Source organism: Salinarchaeum sp. IM2453, from assembly GCF_019693215.1.
Taxonomy (GTDB): Archaea; Halobacteriota; Halobacteria; order Halobacteriales; family Salinarchaeaceae; genus IM2453.
Genome location: NZ_CP081183.1, coordinates 500,738 through 522,896 on the forward strand (window position 1 = coordinate 500,738; position 22,159 = coordinate 522,896).

Sequence of the window (22,159 nt, forward strand, 5' to 3'; positions counted from 1 at the left end):
AGACAGGTAGTAGGAGATCCAGAAAACGTTAGCGTTCTGAGGAAGGCAGAAAGGCTGAGACTGGTCGCAGGGTGAGATAGGGGCGAGCAAGATACCAGAGCATGACACCGCTGGCACCAATGGTATTGATGAGAACATCACTGAGAAGAAACGAACTGCGATGAGGGACAAAGATCTGCCCGACTTCCATTAGGGCGCCATAGCCAGCAGCAAGCCCAATCACAATCAGTGCATGGCGCCAACGGGGAAGCTGCCAGTGATCAGTTGCATATGCTAAGACACAAGCAAAGACAAAGTATGCAGTCAGGTGTCGCCAATGGCTCAATGAAATCAGACCAAATCCTGAGTCGCCACCTGTGCTAGCACTTGAGGAAGCCTCATTGGTGACGACTGAGTCGGGTTGAACCTCATCAACAACGGTCTCGGGGACGGTTAGTAACGAGGAGTACAGGATCAAACCTGCAATAATGATCACCCCGGCCCATCGAACACGGCGGGAGAACAACGGCAGTGGAATCTGCATCTAAGTGAATCGAAGGATGCCGATTAAATAAGTACACTGAAAACGACATGTTGGAATACAAGTACATTTGACCTCCTCCCGCGGCTTCAGCCCCGTCTGTAATTCACAAACCGAGTCGCTATCACAGCCGATAATCCCGGATGTACATCTCAATGTCTACAGAGATATAGGCAGAGTGCGTCGGAGTCGTCGAAAACCCTCCGGTTTTTGTGATCACAAGAATCCCCCCGATTCTCGAACGACTTGCGCCCGAGAATGAATGCCGGCCAAATATAACACAGATTACGTAATTCGAGTGATAATACGCAGACAACGGCCAGAACACAACTCCTCAAAGTATGAAGTTGAAGACCTCTCGTTCTTTGCTGGTCGTTTGGTAGTTTGGAACTACGACTCCTCTCAACACCTGCTACTGGCGTTGAGACGGGAGTTGTCGGGTCGTGGTGGAGCGACCGACTCCCATGGACACATCGGCGTGTTCGGGTGTGGATTCCAGCCAACTCATTTCGGGAAGGTTAAGGGGAATTACATTCGCCTGCGGGTGCGGTACGGCCCAAGACGGTGAAGCCTCTGGGCTTGACTCTGAGGTACTTCACAGATAGAATATTCTTTGATGGTGATTGTGTCGATCTCGTTTGCCCGTATTCAGTAATTTTTCCTCGACGATCTCAGCGCCTGATTTGCTTTTCACCTCCGTCTTCCAAATACCGATCAAGGCTAAAAGCGTCTGAAACGTCTGTTTGGGCCTCAATGAACGTGTGGATAAAATACAGGAGTGAACTCGTTGGGCTCCGTGTTGCACCGCTGTGAGCTGTCCGAAAGGAAGTTAGAACGAGAACTGGATGCAGTGTCGGATTCCGATAAGTTGGAAATCGAAGACCACTAACGAGGAATCCAGAACAAAAAGAGATTTGCAGAAAATATCAATCGAACGCTGATTGAAAGAGCTTTGACCGCTTTGCATGGACTGCTGTAGTGATTCCAGATAACTTCTGAGTGAGATGATTTGAGCATCCGTCAAAAGAAGCCTCAACTCTTTCAGACAGGTCAATCAATGCACCTAATTCTTCTGTGAACTACCAGAGCAGTCACCTTGTTACCGCTGCGACGACCAAGACGGTGCCAACAGTCAGTCATAGTTTACTAATCACGAAGAACGAACTGCAAAAGCGGTGACAAAAACGCTGAGACTGGTCGCAGGGAGAGATAGGGACGAGCAAGGTACCAAAGCATGACACCGCTGGCACCAATGGTATTGACAACAACATCACTAACGAGGAACGAACTGCGATGAGGAACAAAGGCCTGCCCGGCCTCGATTAAGGCTCCATAGCCAGCAGCAAGCCCAATCACAATCAGTGCATGGCGCCAACGAGGAAGCTGCCAGTGATCAGTTGCATATGCCAGCGAACAGGCAAGCACACAGTATGCAACAAGATGTCGCCAGTAGTTGATCGGAATTGAATCCGGCTGTGTGTCATCCACAACGGTCTCTGGAACCGTCAGCAAGGACGAATACAAAATAAAGCCAGCGATAACAAGGACCCCAGCCCATCGGAGCCGACGAGAGAACAATGGCAGCGGAACCTGCATACGGGTAGGCTGATGGGCGCAAATTATATAATCGTGCTGAACACAAGCAAGTGAAGTACTTGGGGGCAAGTCGTTCGAGAATCTCCAACCTCGTGATCACAAAAATCGAAGGAGTTCGGTCGATCAGACACCCGGGCTATTTCTCTGTAGCAGCCAGAGTAGCATTACAATCTTATTAGTATGATATTAATTGGTCGTTCGTTGTTTAACGATGTACGGAATGTTATTTGGAAAATGTATAAGTAATTTGGGTATATAATAAACTATGCAGTAGTTAATAGCACACATGGAACATGATGTCAATTAATGATCTCGAAGGAAAATAATTGAAAGCCAATTCTATGATGAAGACACAGATACAATATTCTCGACCGGTGCGGATAGGTATCGTATTGATAATTATACTGTTAGCTGGTATCGCAATGGGCACCCTGTCGGTAGCTGCCCAAGAAGACGACCTGTCGTTTGATAATCAGGCGACAGGATCAACATTTTCAGATGGAGGAACAACCAATCCGGGCGTAGTTGTTGAAAATGTCACAGCAACGCAGGACAGCGCTGTCGTTGTGACGTATGAGGACGCTGAGGGTAATACCATTATTGCTGGTGGAGAGTTCTTTGATGAAGAAGAGCTTGCTGGAGATGATGTTACACTCATAGTTGATAATATTGGGGGGTTCCCAGGTGAGCACACGGCCCATGTGATTCCAGAAGATGAACTCAGTGATGAAGAGTATGACGTTGGGGACACGGTGTCTGATGAGACTGCTGGTGCCGTGACAGCAGCTGAGACTGCAACAGTTTTCCAAGGGACACTAGAGTTTGCAGATCAAGGATTTGACGAAGAACTTGACACAGACGATACAATCACACTTGATACGGCCATACTGGACGATGGCGAAGGAGAGGCTAGTGATACGCTCTTTACTGTTGATATTCACCCAACAGATGATGACGGCAATCTCGTCGGTGATGAGTTTATTGGTAGTTCCGATGTACTTGTTGGCGAAAACGATGATGTGACAGTTAATCTTGATCAGGTACCTGAGGACGGCGAGTTCAACGAGTTTCCGATTGATGAAACAGATGAGTATATTGCAATGATTCATGTTGTTGATGATGATGATGCTGAGGAAGGCGATGCGGCAGCCCCCGGCGAGTACCCGGTCTTGCCAAATGTTGATGGAATAGAAGGGCCAGTACCAGGTGGGATAACTGATACGGGAACGGTATTCTTTGAGGATGCAGTGTCATTCAATGACCAAGCGACAGCCTCACCAAGTGCTACACTTGATCGTGATACTGACCCTGGAGTGATTGTTGAAGATGTACAGGCCCTGCAGGACAGTGCTGTTGTTGTGACCTACGAAGGATCAACGGCAGTACAAAGCGGTGACGAGGTAACAATCGATCTTGATAATGTTGGTTCGGATGCATGGGAAGTAAACGGCGTCTCCGGAGCAACCGATAATATTGAAGATGTCGTCCGAGAGGATGAAGCCAATCCAACACTGCTGCTCGTTGAAGGGGTAGAGTATACCTTTGAGGACTTACCCGGAGAGGCCCATCCACTTGAATTCCAAGATGACGAAGGCAACGCATTGCTTAGTCAAGATGGTGATGGAGCCTTTGAAGATGATGGAGAGGTTGGCTGGAATGATGAAGGAGATGAAGTGAGCTTTACGCTAACTGCTGATCTCAACGCAGAACTCACAACGTATGTCTGTACCATCCACGGAGCAATGGAAGGACAAATTCAAACACCGCTGACCATTGCTGGGCTTGCAGAAATTGATGGCCAGACTGGTGGCGATGTTGCTGTTGAAATCGAAGATGATGGTGGCTTCCCGGGTGAGCATACAGCACATCTAATCCCAACTGCAGAGCTGAGCGAAGACTATGCATCCGGTGATGTTGTCTCTGAAGAAACGGCTGGCGAAGTCAGTGTGGCTGAACAGGCAACAGTCTTCCAAGGGGACCTAGAGTTTGCAGATCAGTCATTTGAGGGCGCACTTGCAGAAGGTGATGATAGCATCGTTGTTGAGACAGCAACGCTGAATGGCGATGAAGATACGTTATTCCAGATTGATGTCCATCCGGTGGACGAAGAGGGAACACTTGTTGGCGATGAGTTTGTTGGTAGTTCAGCAGTGCTCAGCGGCGACAATGAAGACGTTGAGATTACCCTAGATGCAGTTCCAGAGGATGGCACATTCAACGAACTGCCACTTGCTGAAACAGATGACTTTATTGCAATGGTGCATGTCGTCGATGATGAAACGGTCGATGAAGGAGATCAGGTCGAGCCGGGGACGTTCCCAGTATTACAGAATGCTGACGATCAGCTGGCATTTGTTCCGGGTGGCATTACAGACCAAGCAACAGTAACCATTAACCCAGGATTGAGCTTTGTTGATCAGGCCACTGAATCAAGTACCATTACAAGCGAGACACCAACAAATGCCAGTGTCGTCGTTGAGGATGTTGTTGCAGCTGAAGACAGTGCTGTTGTCATAACCTACGAGGAAGGGGATGAGTCAATCATCGCTGGGGTAGAGACCGTTAGTCCAGACATTGGTGGCGATGCAGTGACCGTTGAACTAGATGACACAGACGGATTCCCGGGCGAACACACAGCACACCTGATTCCAACGGATGGGTTAAGTAATCCAGAGTATGAAGCAGGCAATCAGGTGTCCAGTGCCACTGCTGATGCCGTAGAAGCAGCAGAGACTGCAACAGTCCTCCAAGGCGAACTTGCATTTGCAGATCAAGAATTTGACGAGCCAGTTGAAGCAGGCGATGAAATCATCGTTGAAACAGCAAACCTCTCGGCTGGAGTCGATGATGATACAGCATTTACGGTTGATGTCCATCCAACAAATGACGAGGGAGAACTGGTCGGCACTGAATTCGTTGGTAGTTCCAATGTGCTAGAAGGCGATAACAGCGATGTTGGGATCGAACTTGAGCAGGTCCCTGAAGATGGTGCGTTCAACCAGCTACCGCTTAATGAGACAGATGACTTTGTAGCAATGATCCATCTTGTTGGTGATGATGATGCAGCAGCTGGAGATGATGCATCACCCGGAGCGTTTCCAGCATTACAAAACGCCGATGCTGAAGACGGCTTTGTGCCGGGTGGAGTTACAGATGATGCAACACTCACCATTGTGGAACCAGATCCAGCAGATCCTGGTACAAATGGAGAAGACGATGACTTCGGATTTATCTTTATACTGATTGGAATTGTTGCTCTTGCAGCCGCAGCAATTGCGTTGGTCCTGTCAGGATCTGATTGAAGCTAGCACGGCTGATATCCTGTTTTTTTCATATATTCATCGAATTGCTGGCAGAACATTTCGGATACCGTGGACTGCTCCAAGATCAAGCCCCGAGGCACTCTGCCTGCTATTTCGATAGACATGATAGAGATGCGAGCGCATACCCCCGCCTTCCCGTGAGTGACGAGTGTTTCGACTCCCTGTTGGAACCGAGGAGCGAACAGGCGGGGGTCGAGCGGACACTCCTGCCAAGAAACCGCCGTACTGTGACCCGACCAGAGGACCAACCGAACGTTTTTGTTGTGGCCTGACAAACTGGAAATTGCTACGGAATCGGTGAGACGCCGGCCCCGAACCACAAGGGGCGGCGGGCCGGCGGTGGTTCGCACGGCGATGACACGGATTCCGATGGGGCCTGTTTGACCGGGCCACAGCCCTACACAGGGGAGAAAACGAGAGTTTCGCCGGTATGCTGCCGGTTCCCATTGAGTGCGGGTTGGAACCTCGAACGCCACGCTCGGCGGAAATCCGATGGTCGGATTCCTCCGCGTTCACGCGGAGGAGGAGGTCAACCCTGCTTCTTTGGGTGAGGAAATCAAAAGTGGATTATGAACGGTGTTGTCCCAGCAGCAGGCAAAGGCACACGGCTGCGACCACGAACGGATGAGATTCCAAAAGGGCTGGTCGATGTGGCCGGACGGCCGCTGTTGTCCTATGTCTTTGATCAACTGCTGGAGAGTGGCGTGACACAGCTGTATGTCATTGTGGGCTACAAAGCTGACCAGATCATCCGTGAATTCGGTGATACATACAACGGCGTCTCAATCACGTATCTCTATCAGCGTGAACAGCGGGGACTTGGGCATGCAATATTACAGGCCGAATCACATCTTCAGGACAGTGATGAACCGTTTGTTGTGCTAAATGGGGATAATATCGTCGGGGGAACAATACAAGAGCCAATCACAGTCGGGAGACAACCCGGAGTTGATGCCGTCATCGGCATTGAGACAGCTGATCAACAGACAGCACAACAGACAGGGGTGGTGGTAACTGATGAAGACGGGCAGGTGACAAATGTGATTGAAAAGCCAACGGAGCCACCAACAACACAGATCACGACCGGCTGTTATGTGTTGCCAACGGAGATTTTCCCAGCATTGCGGCTCGTGCAACCGTCTGATCGCGGAGAGATTGAACTAGCAGACGCCGTTGATCTGCTGATCAGCGCCCGAATGCATGTCCAGGCAGTCCCAATTGAAGGACCACGGGTGAATGTCAATATCCCAGAAGATATCACGCAAGCTGAGAAAGTGATTTCGAGCAGATAGAGATCATTATCCAAGCCACCGTAGACTTTATTTTCATGTATATAATTATATCAGTCGAATGGGGACAACCCGACGGCATCGTGTTGTAAGCATCATTGGGGCAATGATAATTACGATGGGGGCGGTGGCCATCGCAAACACACAGCCGGTACAGGCTGTAATTACAACATATGTGCCGTTGTTTTGGCGACTGGATCCAGTGACAGTAACTGGACAGGAGCTACTATTGATACTGAGCCTGACAACAGCAGTTGTCCTGACAGTATTATGGCCACTCTACAAGCCGGTGCCGCGGCGGACGCTTGATACAATTACCCTGACCGAACAACGAGTCGTCATTGCTGGTCTGTTGTTGGCAACGCTTGGGTATTTCAACTGGTCGTATCGACTGCCACGGGCGACGTTGCTGGCTGTTGTGCTACTGCTTGGGATTGTACTGCCGGTGTGGTTTGTGCGGATTCGAACAACAACGGGCAACGGGGATCCCCGTGCATTGCTTGCTGGTGATGATATCCAGCAAATGGATCACATTGTCACTGAAACAGCTGTTGACCCGATTGGCTATCTATCACCATCCAGTGTTGCTGGGATTCCCGATGGAACACGACAGATTGCACAGCAAACAGCCACTGATGGTGGACAGACACCACAGACAACGGAAATCGATGCATATCCACGACTTGGTGGCCTCTCTGGGCTTGAACCAACAATCGAACAGGAAAACATCGATACGGTCGTCTGTGCATTCCAGCAGGCTGATCGCGGAGAGTTTTTCAATGCGCTTGAGGTCTGTCATAGACATGGCGTGGATGTGAAAGTCCATCGGGAGTATGCCGATGATGTGTTAACCGCAAACGAAGATATGGGAACGCTGGTTGATGTCGATATTACCCCGTGGGATACACAGGATTATCTGTTGAAACGACTGTTTGATATTGGGTTTGCTGGAACCGGGTTGTTGGTGCTGGCACCGCTGGTAGTTGTGATTGCGGTTGGGATTAAACTCGATAGTCGGGGGCCGGTTCTGTACACACAGGAACGAACAGCCGGATTTGGAGACACCTTTCCGGTGTATAAGTTTCGGACCATGATTCCAGAAGGGGCATCTGCAGACCCAATCGATGATGATGACAATGATCGGATTACGCGTGTTGGACGGATATTGCGGCGAACGCATATGGATGAGATTCCACAGCTCTGGGCAATTCTTGTCGGCCATATGAGTGTTGTCGGCCCACGAGCGACATGGACCGAAGAGGAGCGACTATTAGAGAACAAAACAGGAGGCTGGCGGAAACGCTGGTTTGTAAAACCTGGATTGACAGGGCTCGCACAGATTAATGATGCAAAAAGTACTGATCCACAACGAAAGCTTCGCTATGATCTGCGTTATATTCGAGAACAGTCCTTCTGGTTTGATGTGAAAATCGTCATTCGGCAACTATGGAAAGTGTTCAAAGACGTACTCAAAACACTGCGAGGAGACAATCCAGAAGGTGATAACAGAACAGCGGATGATGACTGAGAGGGCCGGGCGAATGCGACGACAGCACGGGCAGCTCTTTGTTGTGTGGACGTTCATGCTGTATCTGTGTGTTTTGCCGTCAAATCGGTTCAACTTCTGTCAATGATAAGTGGTACAATTTTTATTGCTCTAAGTATTCGTACATAATAATGGACTGGCTCCCTACTTGGGTGATCATCCTTCTGCCAATGCTCGGACTGTTCCTTCACGAGCTGACTCACCTCATTATCGCAAAGCATCAGGGAGCCAACGGCGTTGAACTTGTCTCAACATTTCCCGTTTTTCGACTTGGAGTGGATTATCCGGATCCCCCATCATCGCGTCAGTTGCGTGTGATGGCTCTAGCTCCGCTACTGATTGGCATCGTCACAGGCATCGTTGCATACACATCCGGCCTCTGGGCATCTATTCGTCATAGTCAACCGTATTATTTACACGTGATTGTGGGACTGAGTTGGCTGTGTTACACACATGTAAGTCCAGCTGATCTACAAACCGCATGGCGGCCAACACAGTATTTCAAACAATGCTAACCCAACGACAATTTGCTGATGATACCCGTGGGGTAACGCCACTGATTGGGTTTATTCTATTGTTTGGAATCGGAATTGTTGCCTTTGCCGGGTATCAGGCAACAACGGTTCCAGACCAGAATACGGAACGAGAGTTTCTCCACTCACAGGATGTTCGGGATGATATGGTTGATCTCCAGGCCACGCTCCAGCAGGCACATTCAAACGCTGAGGCAGGGTCTGATGCGCCACAGTCTGCTACAGTAAAGCTTGGCACCCAGTATCGGGAACGACTTTTGGCAGTGAATCCGCCGCCTGCACCCGGCTCACTTGGAACAACTGATGCATATACGGTTGAGACGCCATCCGCAGTTGGCGACCAATTTAATCAAACCCGATTTATTGAGTACCAGCCATACTACAACTACTTATCGCCGGATCCATTACGCATTGAAAACTCCTTGCTGTATCGTGATCCACGGGCCGGAGGGGATATGCCGGCTGGTGATAATGTGATTGTGCATGCTGGACCAAACCTGTATAACAATGACCAAGATAAGCTTCGCATTCCGACAATCGCCTCATCGGGCACGTCAGTAGCACAGGGCACACAACGGGTTGCTGTTGAGGCAAGTCCGGTAGACAGCGACACGGATAACCGCGTAATAACAATTCCGACCAAAGTGAGCCTGGAGGTGTGGGACGAACAACTACCTGAGTTACAACGAGGTGTAGATTTCGAAGAAGTGCAGGGAGAGAATGCGCCAAACGCTGACCGTGATGAAGTTCTTGATCTTCAGTTTAATGTCGGGGAGAGCGATCAGATTGAGAAGGTTGCGTTAACTCGAGTCAATGTTAACCTTGGAGGCGATGATCGCCCTGAGGTACCACAGTCAAACTTTAAGGTAGACATTACAGACATACCAGAGCGTGTGACCGAAGGAGAAGAGGTCAATGTAGACTATACAATTGAAAACACGGGAGAGATCGAAGATACACAAGATATTGAGTTTAGTGTCGATGACGAACCCAAAGACACTGAGGAGGGAGTGGAACTCGACACTGGTGAAACGTTTTCTGATACATTCAACTATACAACAGACAGTGAGGACATCCCAGAAATCACTGTTAGGGTACGTTCAGAGGATGATACTGCCAGTGAAACGGTATCCGTCGGGCCAGAGGATGAGCCATTCTTTGCCGTCGATATCATCAGTGCTCCGGACGAAGTTGCTGAAGGTGATGATATTGATATTGACTACGAAATTGAAAACATCGGGGGAGATGAAGGCACGCAGAATATTGAGTTCAGGATTGATGACGAACTCGAAGCGACTGAAGAAGATGTGACGCTTAGTGCTGATGAGACGTTTTCTGAGATATTCAGCTATACAACAGACGCTGATGATATGCCCCAGGTTACTGCTAACGTTGCATCGGTGGATGATACCGCAACAACTGATATTCTTGTATCGGAACGAGGTGAGTTGTTGGTTGAGAATCTTGATACACCAGATACCGTTGAGCGTGGCGGTGATATTACAGTTAGTGCTGACATTGAGAACAATGGTCAAGCCCCACTTACACAAAATATTACGTTTAGTGTAACCGATGCTGAAACAGAAGAAGTCCTTCACACAGAAACAAGAGAAGAGTTTAACGTTGAAGGGTTTGCTACCGATTCCGTAAGCTTTGATTACGAAGTTGATGAAGGTCAAGATAATAACCTTGAAGTTAAAATTGCAACAGAAGATGATGCTGAGTCAGAATCCATTGCGGTAATTGCTCCTGATGCATCTGTATTTGTGAATGTTGATGAAGATGGCGTACAAGGCCAGCAAGATGTAGACACTACCTTTGATGTTAATCCCGCTGATGCCGATCCTGTCGAATACGGTGTATTTATCGAAATCGGTCCTAATGCAGAGGAGAGGTCTGTGACAATTGACGAAGAAGAATACACATTGACTGAAGACGCAGCAGAGAGCATAGAGGATCAAGATCCAACGGATATTCTTGACGCAAATACCTACGAAGACGCAGATCAAGCAGAGTTGAATATATTTAGGGACTCAATCGATACTAACGCAGAGGTTGAGAATGTAGATCAAGGTACTCAAACAACCTTAGAAGTCAATATCAATCCAATTTAGCACTAGATATTTCCATACAGCTTGAGTAAGCCATAATTCGGTCATATGTAGAACTGCACTGTCCACTCAAGTGCTGCGAATCACTGTACCGACGATGTTGGCCGCGTACGTTCTTCAGTCCAGGCTTTGTTACTTTTCGTGGAATCGATTGCGCAGGTTACCGCTTCCTCAGCAGAATCTGTTGGCGAAAATGTCTCTGACTCGCCATCGCCAAGGTCGTGAATTTCGTACAGTGCTTCGACGAGATCGTAGGTGAGACCGGAAGACAGACCAGTCAGTGCCTCAATTTGCCGGATCGTCACCTCGCCATTGCTGTGTGCTTTGATTAGATCATGGGCGAACACGAAGGTCACAAGACCGCACTCGTCACGGACTCGACCGATAACGGGATGTCTCTCTTCTCGCGCAACTAGTTTAGCTTTTGCAGGCTAAGTCCCCGCCCTACTCGCCCCCGCTGGTCGCTCCTTGAGGACAGAGACGTAGCTTGCAAAAGTTAATAACAGAATATCGTTTGGTAATCGATCGTTACTGTATCTCAAGGTCTGTTATCGCCGCTCCGGGACTTGCAGTGTACAATCAGCTTGTTGCTCAGGCAGTGTATACTAATGTGAGTTTGCGTTGAACACGACCGTAGCTCTGAACATGCGTGTGAGCATTCATGGACGACAATACAAGAAAAACAATCGCAACATTAGGAGGACTCTCAGTCATTGCTGGGGGCAGCTGCAGGCACAGGCGCATTTCTTTTCGAACAGAAGAACACACATACCTACCCACCAATATAACATTGGTACGCCATATCGTGATCAGATGATGCCGCAGTCCTGTGAGTTCGGTATCTCATGCTGGGATTTCCCATCCACCGACGACTTCCCTGTTGGCGTCCAATGGGCTTTTTTTGGAATCCCATTGATAGCTGGTATCTTGGATTCTCAACCCTCTCAACGTCACCCAATATGGATTGATCCTGTCTGTCTGCCGTCTCGACCTGACCTCCGCTCTATGCGGCCTCTCTTTCAACCGGCAATGACAACTGCGCGTGGTGGTCCAACGGAACTTCGTACTGGCGGTTGTTCTCTTTCTACCGATGGTGCTGGATCCATGCTCGGGGATACAGGCAGAGGTTTGTCTTCTGTATCGTTCGCTGACTACACGTATTTGTCCAATTATCACGTATGAAACATAACAGGCAACTTCGCGTTTTTTTCGTTACGACGGTGGTATTCATGTTCGCTGCTGTTGGGACAGCCGCGCTCGCAGTGCCAGCCATTGCCGATGAGCTAGAGGATGCTGAAGACTCTCCGGAAGCAGAGCTTGACAATCTTAAGCTTGATGGCACTGACTTGGAAGCTAATGATGTAACCATCGTCCAAGATGCGGATGTAAACATAACTGTTGAGGTTGAGAACGTCGACGACCAAGCCGCTGAGTTCGATGTTCAGTTCTGGATGGGTCAAGACCCCGACAAAATAACCGTTTACGAAAGCAAAACAACCAACAAGTTGGAGCCGGGAGAGACTGAGAAGGTGACGTTCACGGAGGTTACTGACGGGTTAGCCGCCGCTGACGACTACGATGTAATCGTGCAAGCGGCTGATGACGTCATTTTCGCCGAGGACACATTGGATGTTGAGGGCCCACAGTCAGAGTTTAGTAATCTCGAACTTGATGGCACTGACTTGAAAGCTGAAGATGTGACTATCACGGAAGGTGATGATAAAGAAATAACCGTTGAGGTTGAGAACGTTGGCGACCAAGCCGGTGATATCGACCTCCGGTTGGGGATTGATCAAAACGCTTCATTTACGGCCCCTGTTGGATTTAAGACAACCAGTGAGTTAGAGCCGGGGGAAACTGAGAAGGTGACGTTCACTGGGGTTACTGACGGGTTGTCCGCCGCTGGTGATTACAATGTGAGAGTATCTGACAGGCCGTGGACAGGCAGCATCCTCGCCGAGGACACATTGGATGTTGAGGGCCCACAGTCAGAGCTTGACAATCTTGAGCTTGACGGCACTGACTTGGAAGCTAAAGACGTGACCATCACCGAAGGTAGTGATGAAGAGATAACAATCAATGTAACGAACGCTGGCGAATACACTGGTGATTTCGATGTCCACTTGCATATTCTTGGTGATCGTAGAAGGTCTCTCACAGCGACGACCAGCGAGTTGGAGCCGGGAGAAACCGAGGAGGTGACGTTCACTGAGATCACTGAGTTTTTGCCCGTCGCTGACGACTACGATGTGGAAGTGTTCACGAGTGATGACTCCGTCCTTGCCGAGGACACATTGGATGTTGAACCGGGTCTAGAGTCAGAGCTTGACAATCTCGAACTTGATGGAACTGACTTGGAAGCTAATGATGTAACCATTACCATTGGTGATGATGAAGAGATAACCGTCAATGTGACCAACGCTGGCGATCAAGCAAATAAGTCTGTCGTTGAGTTCAGGATCGGCCAAAACATTTCTGATGGTGAGGTTGACTGGTATCGCAGCATGCCGACCAGCGAGTTGGAGCCAGGAGAAACTGAGGAGATGGCGTTCGATATCCGGTATGGCTTGTTCGGCGTGAGAGTCGCTGACGACTACGATGTGGAAATGTCCACGGGTAATGACACCATCCTTGCCGAGGACACATTGGACGTCGACGCGGGTACAGTGCCTGCAATTGATAATCTCGAACTTGGTGGGACTGACTTGGAAGCTAATAATGTAACCATCACGGAAGGTGACAATGAAGAAATAACCGTTGAAGTTGAGAACGTTGACGACCAGGTCAGTGAGTTCGATGTATTCTTGTCGATTGCTCAAGACATCCATGATGAGCAAGCGGCTGTTCTCGAAGGCAAAACAACCAGCGAGTTGGAGCCGGGAGAAACTGAGAAAGTGACGTTCACTGAGGTTACTGACGGGTTGGCCGTCGCTGACGACTACGGTGTAGCCGTGCTAGTGCAGGATGGATATGCTGATGAGGCCGTCGCTGCTGAGGACACATTGGATGTTAAACCGGGTCCAGAGTCAGAGTTTAATAATCTCGAACTTGATGGCACTGACTTGGAAGCTGAAGACGTGACCATCACGGAAGGTGACAATGAAGAAATAACCGTTGAAGTTGAGAATGTCGGCGACCAAGCCGATGAGTTCGATATCGACTTGATGATTGGTCAAGACATCTCAGGTGGTGATATCGACGTTTCCGAAGGCAAAACAACCGGCGAGTTGGAGTCAGGAGAAACTGCGGAGATGACGTTCACTGAGATTACCGACGGGTTAGCCGCCGCTGACGATTACGACGTGAAAGTGTCTACAGAAGATGACGTCGTCCTTGCTGAGGACACATTGGATGTTGAAGCCGACGAAGATGATGGCGGTAATGGCGGTGGATCACCTTCACCTTCACCTTCACCTTCTCCTTCACCAGATCCAGAGTCAGAACTCGCCAATCTTGACATTGCTGGTGAAGGTGATGACGCAACGATTACCGAAGGTGACGACGAAGACGTGAGCATTGACATAGAGAACGTTGGCGGTCAGGGAGGAATGTTTACAGTTGATCTGTTCATTGACAATGGTGAAGAAGTCGCTGTGAGTCAGGATGTTGATGATATCGCTGACGGCGAGGAGGTGACTGTGACCTTTGAGAATGTCACGGGCGATCTGGACGCCTCTGATTCACCATTCGATGTAACAGTCGAGGCTGATGATGATGCCCTCAAAGGTGACTTGGAAGTCGATGCTTCCCCCGAGTTAGAGTTAACTGATCTCAAACTCGCTGGTACTGACTTGGAAGCTGAGGATGTGAGTATCACTGAGGAAAATGATAGTGAGATAACGGTTGATGTTGAGAATGTCGGCGGTCAAGCTGACGATTTCGATGTTGAACTCTTCATTTATGGGGATGACCCCGCTGACGGCCCAGAAATTGAGCAGACCGAGACAACGGATGAGTTGGCGCCGGGTGACACGGAGACGGTGACGTTCACTGAGTTCGCTGACGATTTAGCCGTGGCTGACAGCTATGATGTGGCAGTCTCAACAGAGGATGATGATATCCTTACAGAGGACACACTGGATGTTGAGGAAGAAGATGGTGATGACGGAATTCCTGGATTTGGAATTGCTGCCGCCGTTATTGCGGTTTTCATCGCGACAGTAGTTTTGCGATATCGAAACTAACGTGTGGCTATCTTAGTGAACTGCCTCGGTGTCAAGCCCTGAGGCTTGTTAGTGGACTCCCGTTCTACCCAAAGATGACTTGGTAGGTCTGGTCTGACCATTCACGTTCACCATCCCTAACTTCGAAGACTGGTTGACAGACAGCCCGTAACTCACAACGCTTCTGGCTGTGAGTCACTATTAATAGCTACGATTTCAAACCATTTACATAGATTGCATTCTGTCATGTGTCGGCTTCCTCCACGAGGGCAAGTCATTCGAGAATCTTCGATTCTCGTGATCACAAAAACCGGAGGTTTTCGAACGACCCCGAGGCACTCGCCTGATCCGCCTGTAGAGGTGGTCTAAAATCCAAACACGACAGAACAAAAATCATAGAAAGCCCAAACTCGCGCTGAGACTCATTCCGCATTGTCACCGTCCTGCTCAAAGAGGGACATTGACCTCCTCCCACGACTGAAGTCCTGTCTCTTACCCACATCTTTCGTCGAGAGTCGTGTACCTCAAATAGCGCGTAAGCCTTGCTACGGCTGATTCTACATCTGTCAGTCTGTTGACTGTACTTCCCAGTGCACCCGATTACAGTAAAATAGAGTCATATTACGGTAAACCCGTCTGATCACGCACGACTGAACATCAGTCAGTATGAACTATACCGCTACCGTATTGCGATCTGCTGAGTACCATCCGAATGGTGGCCTGTGACTTATGGGTAAGAGACAGCCCTGAAGGGGTGGGCTTTCGCCTCGCTACCGCTGTAATTCTGTTGCGATGATGATTTCGATGGCATTGTACGATCCAACCTCGCGCAGGTCCTTGTCGCCAGAGACGATGCGATCCGCGTCAGCGCGAGCAGGGTGGGAGTAGTTCACTAATTCCGAGATCATTTGCGATTGCTGCAACAGGGCCAGTGTTGTCGAACGAGACAGGATCAATCCCGTATTCGAGAAGTGAACTACCCCACCCTACTCGCTCACCGCTATCGCGGTTCGCTCCTTGAGGGTGGGGCTTCCTGTGTCAACGACGGCACTTGCAGGAATCACGTCTCTAGACGAGCTAGAGCGTGACCCCGCAGCGGTGCCAGTCTCAGCAGGCGTTGATTCGGCCAGTTCCTGACCTAATCCCGATTCATTTTCAACCACCCCCAGCTCAAGCAATCCAAGACGCTGCACTTCAAGAGCCGCATTCTGGTCACGGTCAGTCTTGAATCCACATGACGGACACGAATGGTCGCGCACCCACAACGGCTTCTCCGACTCCACACCACACTGCACACACCGCTTCGTCGTCCCCTCTGGTGGAACGAGAACCACGTGACAACCGTTCTTCTCGCCAAAGCGTTGGAATGTTTGCAATGTCTCATACCACGACATCGACGCAATATTCCGATGATTACCGTTCTGCTGCATCATACGACCGACGTTCAGGTCTTCAAGGAACACGGCATCGTAGCGTTGCGTATACGCGTTGGTGAGTGCCTCGCGGTACGCTTTACGCTTGTTCGATAATCGCTCGTACGCTCGCGCTAAGCGTTGGCGTGCCTTGTTCCAGTTGTTCGACTCGTGTTCTTTACGAGACACGACTTGATGACATTTGTTGATTCGTTCGCGGTCTTCCTTTTCGTCCAACGGTTTGAACGCTCGCCCGTCCGAGTCGTGGATGAACGTCGTGATACCGAGGTCGATGCCAACCGTGTCTTCAACGTCGATGTCTTCGACGGCGGGCTTCTCTGGAGAGTCAGCGTTGTGTTCGACGATGATGCTGATCGTCCAGTCACCTGTTTTCTGCTTTTTCAGGATGACTTGCTTGATGTCACCGTTGTTTGGGAGTGGTCGGTGAAAGTTCAAGTGGAACGTGCCGATTTTTGAGAGTTCGACCGTCGCGTGGTCAGTCCGGCCCGTGTTACTATCCACGTCAAAGCCAGACTGGTTATAGCAGATGCTGCGGAACTCTCGCGGGGCTTTCCACTTGAGTTCACCAACATCAAATCCACGCTCTTTCAGCTTGTCGAGTATAGTTTCCGAGTGCTTGATGCGCCGTACTGCCATTTGCAGGCACTTCGAATAGACGGTGCTCCACTCAGGCCACTCGTGCTTCCACTCGGGAAGTTTGTTCTGCATCGTGGTGTACGATGGCTTGTCGTAGTCAGGAGCGGGTTTGTACTCTTGTGTGAGTGCGTGGTTGTACACTTCTCGACAGGTTTGAATCGCTTGCCACGCACTCTCGGCAGTAGTGGTGTCCTCGGGCTCAGCAGCGTATTTGAACGCTTTCTCAACCACTGTTTGCTCGTTAATCCTGTCTAGAGTTGTATGTTTTGGTTGCAGCGAGCGTACGGCTGTATCCCCGCCCTACTGCGCTACTCGCTTCGCTGCGTTGCTCCTTGAGGACGGGGACTTAGCCTGCAAGAGTTAAATCAACAGCCAATTTTTTGTATTTGTGTACACAAACACAAACTATGGGGACAAAAACAATCGGAATAAGAGAAAAGGTGTATGAGCGTTTGAAAGCTCGAAAACGGGACGATGAAAGTTTCACAGACCTCATGGACCGTCTCTTAGACGAGTCGAAAGGCGATTGGCGAGAGGGGTTCGGAACACTCGGTGAAGACGATGCAGCAGAACTTGAAGAATTGGTTGAACAGTCCCGCGAGCGGTTGAACGAAGGGCTCGCAACCCGTCAACAGAACGCACTGGAAGAACTCTCCGATCTTGATGACGTGGAGAACGATAATGAAACTGCTTGACACAACGTTTCTCATTCACTATTGGGCTGGAAACCAAGACACAAAGGACTATCTCGAACAGCACAGTGAGTCAGAGTTCGCCACAACAACACTGAACATCAAAGAGATAGCTGTTGGACGAGAACTTCAAGGCAAACTCAACCGACAGGAAATACTGACTACGTTTGAGTGGCTGACTCTCATTCCATTGCGGGCCGACCATGCCTTTGTTGCTGCCGAATTGGAAGCAGAACTTCACCGGGAGAGCAGTGTCAACCAAGACAAAATCAATGCTCTCGCTGGGGACATCCTCATTGCTGGCGTTGCCAAAGAGATGGGTGCAACCATTGTCACAAAGAACACCAAAGACTTTGAGCGATTCGGCACGATCCCTGTAGATGGATATTAGTTCCACCTCTGTAACACTGTTAGGTTTCGTTTCGAAACCAAGTGGCAATTTGGCGACTGTACGAGTCATAGCGGATGCAGCGCGGAAACCCACCCCTTCAGGGCTGTCTCTTCCCCATAAATTACGTCGCTGTCGTGATCGATGAACTCGGCTGAAATACCGGCACCTACGGATTAACACCCTCATAGAACGATTTTGCTGATCTCAGTTATCCGCATTCAGTCACCCCCTACCGCCGATATCACTGTCCGAATCGCTGTTCATCTCGATCGATCGAATACAGATCGGGATCAACAGCGTCTGAAACGTCCGCTTGAGTCTCGTGAACGTATGGGTAAAAGACAGGACTTCAGTCGTGGGAAAAGTCAGTCGTGGGGTAGTAGCGTAGTAGCTGTTGTTCTGGGTCGTTTGACTGCGGTAGCTTTAGTAATATAAAAAACTAATAGTACAACAATCAATGAGTAGTACAACAAACGAACCAAAAGTAGTACGAGTGTCGCAGAAAGGGCAGGCCACGATTCCGAAGGGGCTGCGAGAGAAGTTTGGGATCGAGACGCCGGGCGAGGTGTTCGTCTACGAAGAGCAGGGCCGCATCATCATCGAACCAGTACCGTCGGCGGATGAGCTCCATGGAATCCACGCCGGAGAGCACGAACGCGGTGCGGTACTGGATCGGGTTCGTGAGATGAAGAAGGCAGAGAAACACACAGAAGAAAAGCGAGCTGAACGGCTACACCCGTCCGAGGACGCATGAGCGGCGGGTACGTCTTCGATACTGAAGCGGTCATCGCCTTTCTGTACAACGAACCCGGCCACGAAGCCGTCGCTGAGCTTCTCGACGAAGTCTTCACTGGCGACGCTGACGGGTTCCTCACTGAAACAAACGCAAGTGAAGTGTTCTATCTCATTGCTCGGTTCGAAGGTGTCGATGACACGCCGACAGACGCCTCGCTGCGGGACGCTGATCGAGATATTCGGGCTCTCGTGCGGCAGGGATTGGACCTCGAAGCGGCTGATTGGCGACGCGCAGCAGAACTGAAAGCCGGTGGGAGTCTCTCACTTGCCGATGCATACGCTGTTGCGCTCGCCCACGAACGTGACGCGACACTCGTCGCCAGGGCTGACGATGATTTTGATGCGTTGCCTGTCGACGTTGATCTGTCCCGGTTCCGAGACCACGGTGTTTGACCTCCTCCCACCCGTGAACGGGGTGGGATTCCCACGGCACCGCACCGCTTGGTTGGGAGTTTCAGGTTTGCAGTCTAATCGGCATGACCAGACTGCTGGCGGGGCCAAGCCGCCGTTACTCCTATCCCGGCATGGGATTCAGAGTTACCGTGTGTTCGGAATCCACAGCCAGCGGCCCGAAGGGGATTCCTTCAGACGTGGTGTGGTCCGAATCCCGATATTATCCGTTTAATAGGGCGGCGAAACCGCCTCGGCGTGGTCATGCCTACGTTCTGATTGCTGATAAAACTCCGGGATAGCTCAGCCCCGTGGATAGATTCCCAGTTGTCGGCTTCATCCACACCCGTAAACGGGTGGGCTTTTGCCTTGCTAACGCTGTAAGACTGCGCCGAAAAATCGGAGCAATACCGGATTTCGGTCGTACTTTCGAGGAATGTCTCCCGGGAAAGCGTCTCCCGTTTCCACATCAGTTCGCTGTGGTACTGCTCAATCTATTCGAGTTTGATCGCGACAACTCGCTCGTCACCATGATTCGACAGCCAATCCATCGACACTCCCGAAGTCGTCCGTGTCGTTGGTCAGAATCGGTTCAGCACGGACGAGCCCAGTCGCCGCGACGATGGCATCGAAGCCCCCGAGTTGGGGCTTCGAATCGCTCGCTCTGTGCACACCCAAAATCAGTCCAGCTTTGCGAGCAGTATTTTCATCGAGGGGAACAACCGGATAATTCGCCACGAGCGCTTCGAGTGCGGCCGCGTTTGCGTTTGGATCGGTTCCCAGTCCAACCGAGACGTACAGTTCAACGATTACGACCGTCGGGATGCGAAGTGGAATTCCATCTGCTTCGAGTCGTTGTACGGTCTCGACTGCGTTACTATCGTTCTGATCCAGTGCAATCAGCAGACTCGTGTCGACGATCATCTATCCCGTTGCTCGTTTGCACTCACCGTCTCAATTGTCTCGTCGACGTTTTCGGCAGTCGTCTGCTCGATATCTGCAACCGCTTCGGTGAATTGATCTAGTCCATCCGCGTCGAGGCCAAGGTCGAATTCCGTGAGCTGCCAGCTTGTGATCAGTCGCTCGACTGTCTCACTGAAGGTTTCGTCAGGTTGCTTCTCGTCGGCGATTTTGGCATACACATCCTCATCAAGGCGGACCTGTTTTGTCCCCATGTGTAAATGTCGTTGACAGAGTCGGTTGAATCTGTCGCCCGCTGTGTTGACATCCTCCGCACGGCTGAAGCCGTGGGATTCCTCGGTGGGTGATTCAGGCCGGGCCCGAATCTGAGGTAAGGTTCCCACGCTCACGCATGGTACTCCGGTTTGTGGGCTCCTCTTTGTTCGCGTGACCACGCTGTCGCCAGCAGTGGTCGTTCCACTCAAGGCGAGGCACCTTGCGGTGTCCCCTCTCAGGCCCGTTCTGACCCGAGTCCACAGGCCGTGCCATCGGCCGTGCTCCAGTGAAATCAACATCGCCATCCACTCGACTCCGCCTCTAGTAACTTAGGAAAGCTATTGAGGAAATTCAGCAATCGAAGGGATAAGTGCCGTCACGTCCGGTGAATTTTGACCGTTCATTTCTCAGTTCCTCAAAAACTTCTACGGAGTACTAGCGGCGGAGTTTGCCCCGGGCAGGCTTGCGTTTTTGATAACGGATGAGCGCCAATCCACACCCACATTTCCCGAGTTGCTGGGTTTGTGTACGACCCCAATAGGCACGAAATCGTGGAAAGCAGAATGAAAGTGACGCGATTCACGCCCGCCCTGTTCGGCCCTCGGTTCCGACTGTGGTCGGAACACTCGCCCCTCACCGGAAAGGCGGGATTCTCTCCCTGTTGAAAGATAGTCGGGGCGATTAATCGTCGTCAGCCGTGTATGCACTCCCACGGCGCTTGATTCGGGCAACTACTAACCGACGCGTATCCTGTCGGAAGACAACGGAGAGTCGGAACTCACCGATACGGATTTTCTTGTACGGGCTATTCTGGAGTGGTTCGCCGTAGTCGGGTGGATCACGCCACGTGAAGTCGTGATTTCGTCAAGTTTTTCGATTATCCGATCTTGTCCTGCTGGTGAGAGCGCATCGAGATCGTCCTCTGCGTTCGAGGAGAGTTCCCACGTCCACTCGTCGTCACTCATCGTCCGTGCCGAACCGCTCGCGTGCCTCCTCTGCCGACACTGTTCGTCCTGTCCGGACATCCTCTTCAGCCTCAAGAAGGGCAATGAGTTCGTCACGGTCGAACGTCGGAAACTCCACAGCGTCGCGCAGGGTATAGCGAATAAACTCACTCCGGCTGTTAAAGCCACGTCCCTGCCACGTGTCGTCAATTTCGTCAAGGAACGATTCGGTGAGCTTGAAATTCACCGTAACAATCTCATCTTCTTCGTTTGCCCCTGTAGTTGCTTCAGACATACAGAGGTAATACGCTGGTCTTACCGATAGTTGTTTCGTCAAACAAGGTCTGATAGAGATGCGAGCGCATACCCCCGCCTTCCCGTGAGTGACGAGTGTTCCGACTCCCTGTCGGAACCGAGGAGCGAACAGGCGGGGGTCGAGCGGACACTCCTGCCAAGAAACCGCCGTACTGTGACCCAACCAGATGACCAACCGAGCGTTTTTGTTGTGGCCCGACAAACTGGAAATTGCTACGGAATCGGTGAGACGCCGGCCCCGAACCACAAGGGGCGGCGGTGGTTCGCACGGCGATGACACGGATTCCGATGGGGCCTCATTGACCG

At 50.6% G+C, this 22,159-nt stretch carries 19 protein-coding genes and 1 pseudogene; 11 read left to right on the forward strand and 9 right to left on the reverse strand.

The window, feature by feature from the left end; translation table 11 throughout:
- Window positions 1-28 precede the first annotated feature (28 nt).
- Window positions 29-523 (reverse strand): VanZ family protein, encoded by a 495-nt coding sequence (locus K0C01_RS02430; protein ID WP_255568352.1) that lies wholly within the window; start codon window positions 521-523, stop codon window positions 29-31.
- A gap of 381 nt (window positions 524-904) precedes the next feature.
- Between K0C01_RS02430 and K0C01_RS02435 the strand changes: the two genes are divergently transcribed.
- Window positions 905-1,042: a hypothetical protein gene (locus tag K0C01_RS02435; RefSeq protein WP_221170482.1), complete on the forward strand. Its 138-nt coding sequence runs from the start codon at window positions 905-907 to the stop codon at window positions 1,040-1,042.
- A 624-nt stretch (window positions 1,043-1,666) separates the two neighbouring features.
- Here the strand turns inward: K0C01_RS02435 and K0C01_RS02440 are convergent.
- Window positions 1,667-2,116, reverse strand: coding sequence for a VanZ family protein (locus K0C01_RS02440; protein ID WP_221170483.1), 450 nt, complete (start codon window positions 2,114-2,116; stop codon window positions 1,667-1,669).
- Between the two features lie 422 nt (window positions 2,117-2,538).
- Between K0C01_RS02440 and K0C01_RS02445 the strand changes: the two genes are divergently transcribed.
- The 5 genes from K0C01_RS02445 (at window position 2,539) to K0C01_RS02465 (ending at window position 10,921) form a co-directional block, all read left to right on the forward strand.
- Window positions 2,539-5,418 carry a hypothetical protein gene (locus K0C01_RS02445; protein WP_221170484.1) on the forward strand — a complete coding sequence of 960 codons (2,880 nt, stop codon included), beginning with the start codon at window positions 2,539-2,541 and terminating at the stop codon, window positions 5,416-5,418.
- 590 nt (window positions 5,419-6,008) lie between these two features.
- Entirely contained in the window at window positions 6,009-6,731 is a 723-nt protein-coding gene (locus K0C01_RS02450; protein WP_221170485.1) for a nucleotidyltransferase family protein, read from the forward strand.
- A 58-nt stretch (window positions 6,732-6,789) separates the two neighbouring features.
- Window positions 6,790-8,256, forward strand: coding sequence for a sugar transferase (locus K0C01_RS02455; RefSeq protein WP_221170486.1), 1,467 nt, complete (start codon window positions 6,790-6,792; stop codon window positions 8,254-8,256).
- A gap of 149 nt (window positions 8,257-8,405) precedes the next feature.
- A complete protein-coding gene (locus K0C01_RS02460) occupies window positions 8,406-8,789 on the forward strand; it encodes a hypothetical protein (RefSeq protein WP_221170487.1) in 384 nt (127 codons plus the stop codon).
- Window positions 8,756-10,921 carry a CARDB domain-containing protein gene (locus tag K0C01_RS02465; RefSeq protein ID WP_221170488.1) on the forward strand — a complete coding sequence of 722 codons (2,166 nt, stop codon included), beginning with the start codon at window positions 8,756-8,758 and terminating at the stop codon, window positions 10,919-10,921. Before K0C01_RS02460 ends, K0C01_RS02465 begins: the two co-directional genes overlap by 34 nt.
- Before the next feature lie 80 nt (window positions 10,922-11,001).
- Here the strand turns inward: K0C01_RS02465 and K0C01_RS02470 are convergent, their stop codons facing one another.
- Window positions 11,002-11,274 carry a hypothetical protein gene (locus K0C01_RS02470; protein WP_221170489.1) on the reverse strand — a complete coding sequence of 91 codons (273 nt, stop codon included), beginning with the start codon at window positions 11,272-11,274 and terminating at the stop codon, window positions 11,002-11,004.
- Between the two features lie 822 nt (window positions 11,275-12,096).
- Here K0C01_RS02470 and K0C01_RS02475 point away from each other — a divergent pair.
- Window positions 12,097-15,102, forward strand: coding sequence for a CARDB domain-containing protein (locus K0C01_RS02475; protein WP_221170490.1), 3,006 nt, complete (start codon window positions 12,097-12,099; stop codon window positions 15,100-15,102).
- A 749-nt stretch (window positions 15,103-15,851) separates the two neighbouring features.
- Here the strand turns inward: K0C01_RS02475 and K0C01_RS02480 are convergent.
- Together K0C01_RS02480 and K0C01_RS02485 are read right to left on the reverse strand one after the other, a co-directional pair.
- Window positions 15,852-15,989, reverse strand: a complete 138-nt coding sequence (locus K0C01_RS02480) for a hypothetical protein (RefSeq protein ID WP_221170491.1) — start codon at window positions 15,987-15,989, stop codon at window positions 15,852-15,854.
- Window positions 15,990-16,067: 78 nt separating this feature from the next.
- Entirely contained in the window at window positions 16,068-17,381 is a 1,314-nt protein-coding gene (locus K0C01_RS02485) for an RNA-guided endonuclease InsQ/TnpB family protein (RefSeq protein ID WP_221170492.1), read from the reverse strand.
- 176 nt (window positions 17,382-17,557) lie between these two features.
- Here K0C01_RS02485 and K0C01_RS02490 point away from each other — a divergent pair, with 176 nt between their 5' ends.
- The 4 genes from K0C01_RS02490 (at window position 17,558) to K0C01_RS02505 (ending at window position 19,421) form a co-directional block, all read left to right on the forward strand.
- Complete coding sequence (locus tag K0C01_RS02490; RefSeq protein ID WP_221170493.1) at window positions 17,558-17,845, forward strand: antitoxin VapB family protein; 288 nt, start codon at window positions 17,558-17,560, stop codon at window positions 17,843-17,845.
- On the forward strand, window positions 17,832-18,233 hold the full coding sequence (locus K0C01_RS02495) for a PIN domain-containing protein (protein ID WP_221170494.1): 402 nt from the start codon (window positions 17,832-17,834) through the stop codon (window positions 18,231-18,233). Before K0C01_RS02490 ends, K0C01_RS02495 begins: the two co-directional genes overlap by 14 nt.
- Before the next feature lie 457 nt (window positions 18,234-18,690).
- Window positions 18,691-18,987: an AbrB/MazE/SpoVT family DNA-binding domain-containing protein gene (locus K0C01_RS02500; protein ID WP_221170495.1), complete on the forward strand. Its 297-nt coding sequence runs from the start codon at window positions 18,691-18,693 to the stop codon at window positions 18,985-18,987.
- A complete protein-coding gene (locus K0C01_RS02505) occupies window positions 18,984-19,421 on the forward strand; it encodes a PIN domain-containing protein (protein ID WP_221170496.1) in 438 nt (145 codons plus the stop codon). The genes K0C01_RS02500 and K0C01_RS02505 overlap by 4 nt, the downstream gene beginning before the upstream one ends.
- A gap of 522 nt (window positions 19,422-19,943) precedes the next feature.
- On the opposite strand, the gene K0C01_RS02510 is transcribed toward K0C01_RS02505, so the two are convergent.
- The 4 genes and pseudogenes from K0C01_RS02510 to K0C01_RS02520 form a co-directional block, all read right to left on the reverse strand.
- Window positions 19,944-20,342, reverse strand: coding sequence for a PIN domain-containing protein (locus tag K0C01_RS02510; protein WP_221170497.1), 399 nt, complete (start codon window positions 20,340-20,342; stop codon window positions 19,944-19,946).
- Window positions 20,339-20,593 (reverse strand): antitoxin VapB family protein, encoded by a 255-nt coding sequence (locus K0C01_RS02515; protein WP_221170498.1) that lies wholly within the window; start codon window positions 20,591-20,593, stop codon window positions 20,339-20,341. The genes K0C01_RS02510 and K0C01_RS02515 overlap by 4 nt, the downstream gene beginning before the upstream one ends.
- Before the next feature lie 682 nt (window positions 20,594-21,275).
- Window positions 21,276-21,559: pseudogene (locus tag K0C01_RS12950) on the reverse strand (type II toxin-antitoxin system RelE/ParE family toxin).
- Window positions 21,552-21,833, reverse strand: a complete 282-nt coding sequence (locus K0C01_RS02520; RefSeq protein WP_221170499.1) for a ribbon-helix-helix domain-containing protein — start codon at window positions 21,831-21,833, stop codon at window positions 21,552-21,554. The pseudogene K0C01_RS12950 and the gene K0C01_RS02520 overlap by 8 nt, the downstream one beginning before the upstream one ends.
- Window positions 21,834-22,159: the final 326 nt, after the last annotated feature.

Excerpts from the sequence above, each read along its gene's own strand:
- K0C01_RS02430 (WP_255568352.1), bottom strand. The coding sequence starts at position 523 with ATGCAGATTCCACTGCCGTTGTTCTCCCGCCGTGTTCGATGGGCCGGG.
- K0C01_RS02440 (WP_221170483.1), bottom strand. The coding sequence starts at position 2,116 with ATGCAGGTTCCGCTGCCATTGTTCTCTCGTCGGCTCCGATGGGCTGGG.
- K0C01_RS02445 (WP_221170484.1), top strand. The coding sequence starts at position 2,539 with ATGGGCACCCTGTCGGTAGCTGCCCAAGAAGACGACCTGTCGTTTGAT.
- K0C01_RS02450 (WP_221170485.1), top strand. The coding sequence starts at position 6,009 with ATGAACGGTGTTGTCCCAGCAGCAGGCAAAGGCACACGGCTGCGACCA.
- K0C01_RS02455 (WP_221170486.1), top strand. The coding sequence starts at position 6,790 with ATGGGGACAACCCGACGGCATCGTGTTGTAAGCATCATTGGGGCAATG.
- K0C01_RS02460 (WP_221170487.1), top strand. The coding sequence starts at position 8,406 with ATGGACTGGCTCCCTACTTGGGTGATCATCCTTCTGCCAATGCTCGGA.
- K0C01_RS02465 (WP_221170488.1), top strand. The coding sequence starts at position 8,756 with ATGGCGGCCAACACAGTATTTCAAACAATGCTAACCCAACGACAATTT.
- K0C01_RS02475 (WP_221170490.1), top strand. The coding sequence starts at position 12,097 with ATGAAACATAACAGGCAACTTCGCGTTTTTTTCGTTACGACGGTGGTA.
- K0C01_RS02480 (WP_221170491.1), bottom strand. The coding sequence starts at position 15,989 with ATGATCTCGGAATTAGTGAACTACTCCCACCCTGCTCGCGCTGACGCG.
- K0C01_RS02490 (WP_221170493.1), top strand. The coding sequence starts at position 17,558 with ATGGGGACAAAAACAATCGGAATAAGAGAAAAGGTGTATGAGCGTTTG.
- K0C01_RS02495 (WP_221170494.1), top strand. The coding sequence starts at position 17,832 with ATGAAACTGCTTGACACAACGTTTCTCATTCACTATTGGGCTGGAAAC.
- K0C01_RS02500 (WP_221170495.1), top strand. The coding sequence starts at position 18,691 with ATGAGTAGTACAACAAACGAACCAAAAGTAGTACGAGTGTCGCAGAAA.
- K0C01_RS02505 (WP_221170496.1), top strand. The coding sequence starts at position 18,984 with ATGAGCGGCGGGTACGTCTTCGATACTGAAGCGGTCATCGCCTTTCTG.
- K0C01_RS02510 (WP_221170497.1), bottom strand. The coding sequence starts at position 20,342 with ATGATCGTCGACACGAGTCTGCTGATTGCACTGGATCAGAACGATAGT.
- K0C01_RS02515 (WP_221170498.1), bottom strand. The coding sequence starts at position 20,593 with ATGGGGACAAAACAGGTCCGCCTTGATGAGGATGTGTATGCCAAAATC.
- K0C01_RS02520 (WP_221170499.1), bottom strand. The coding sequence starts at position 21,833 with ATGTCTGAAGCAACTACAGGGGCAAACGAAGAAGATGAGATTGTTACG.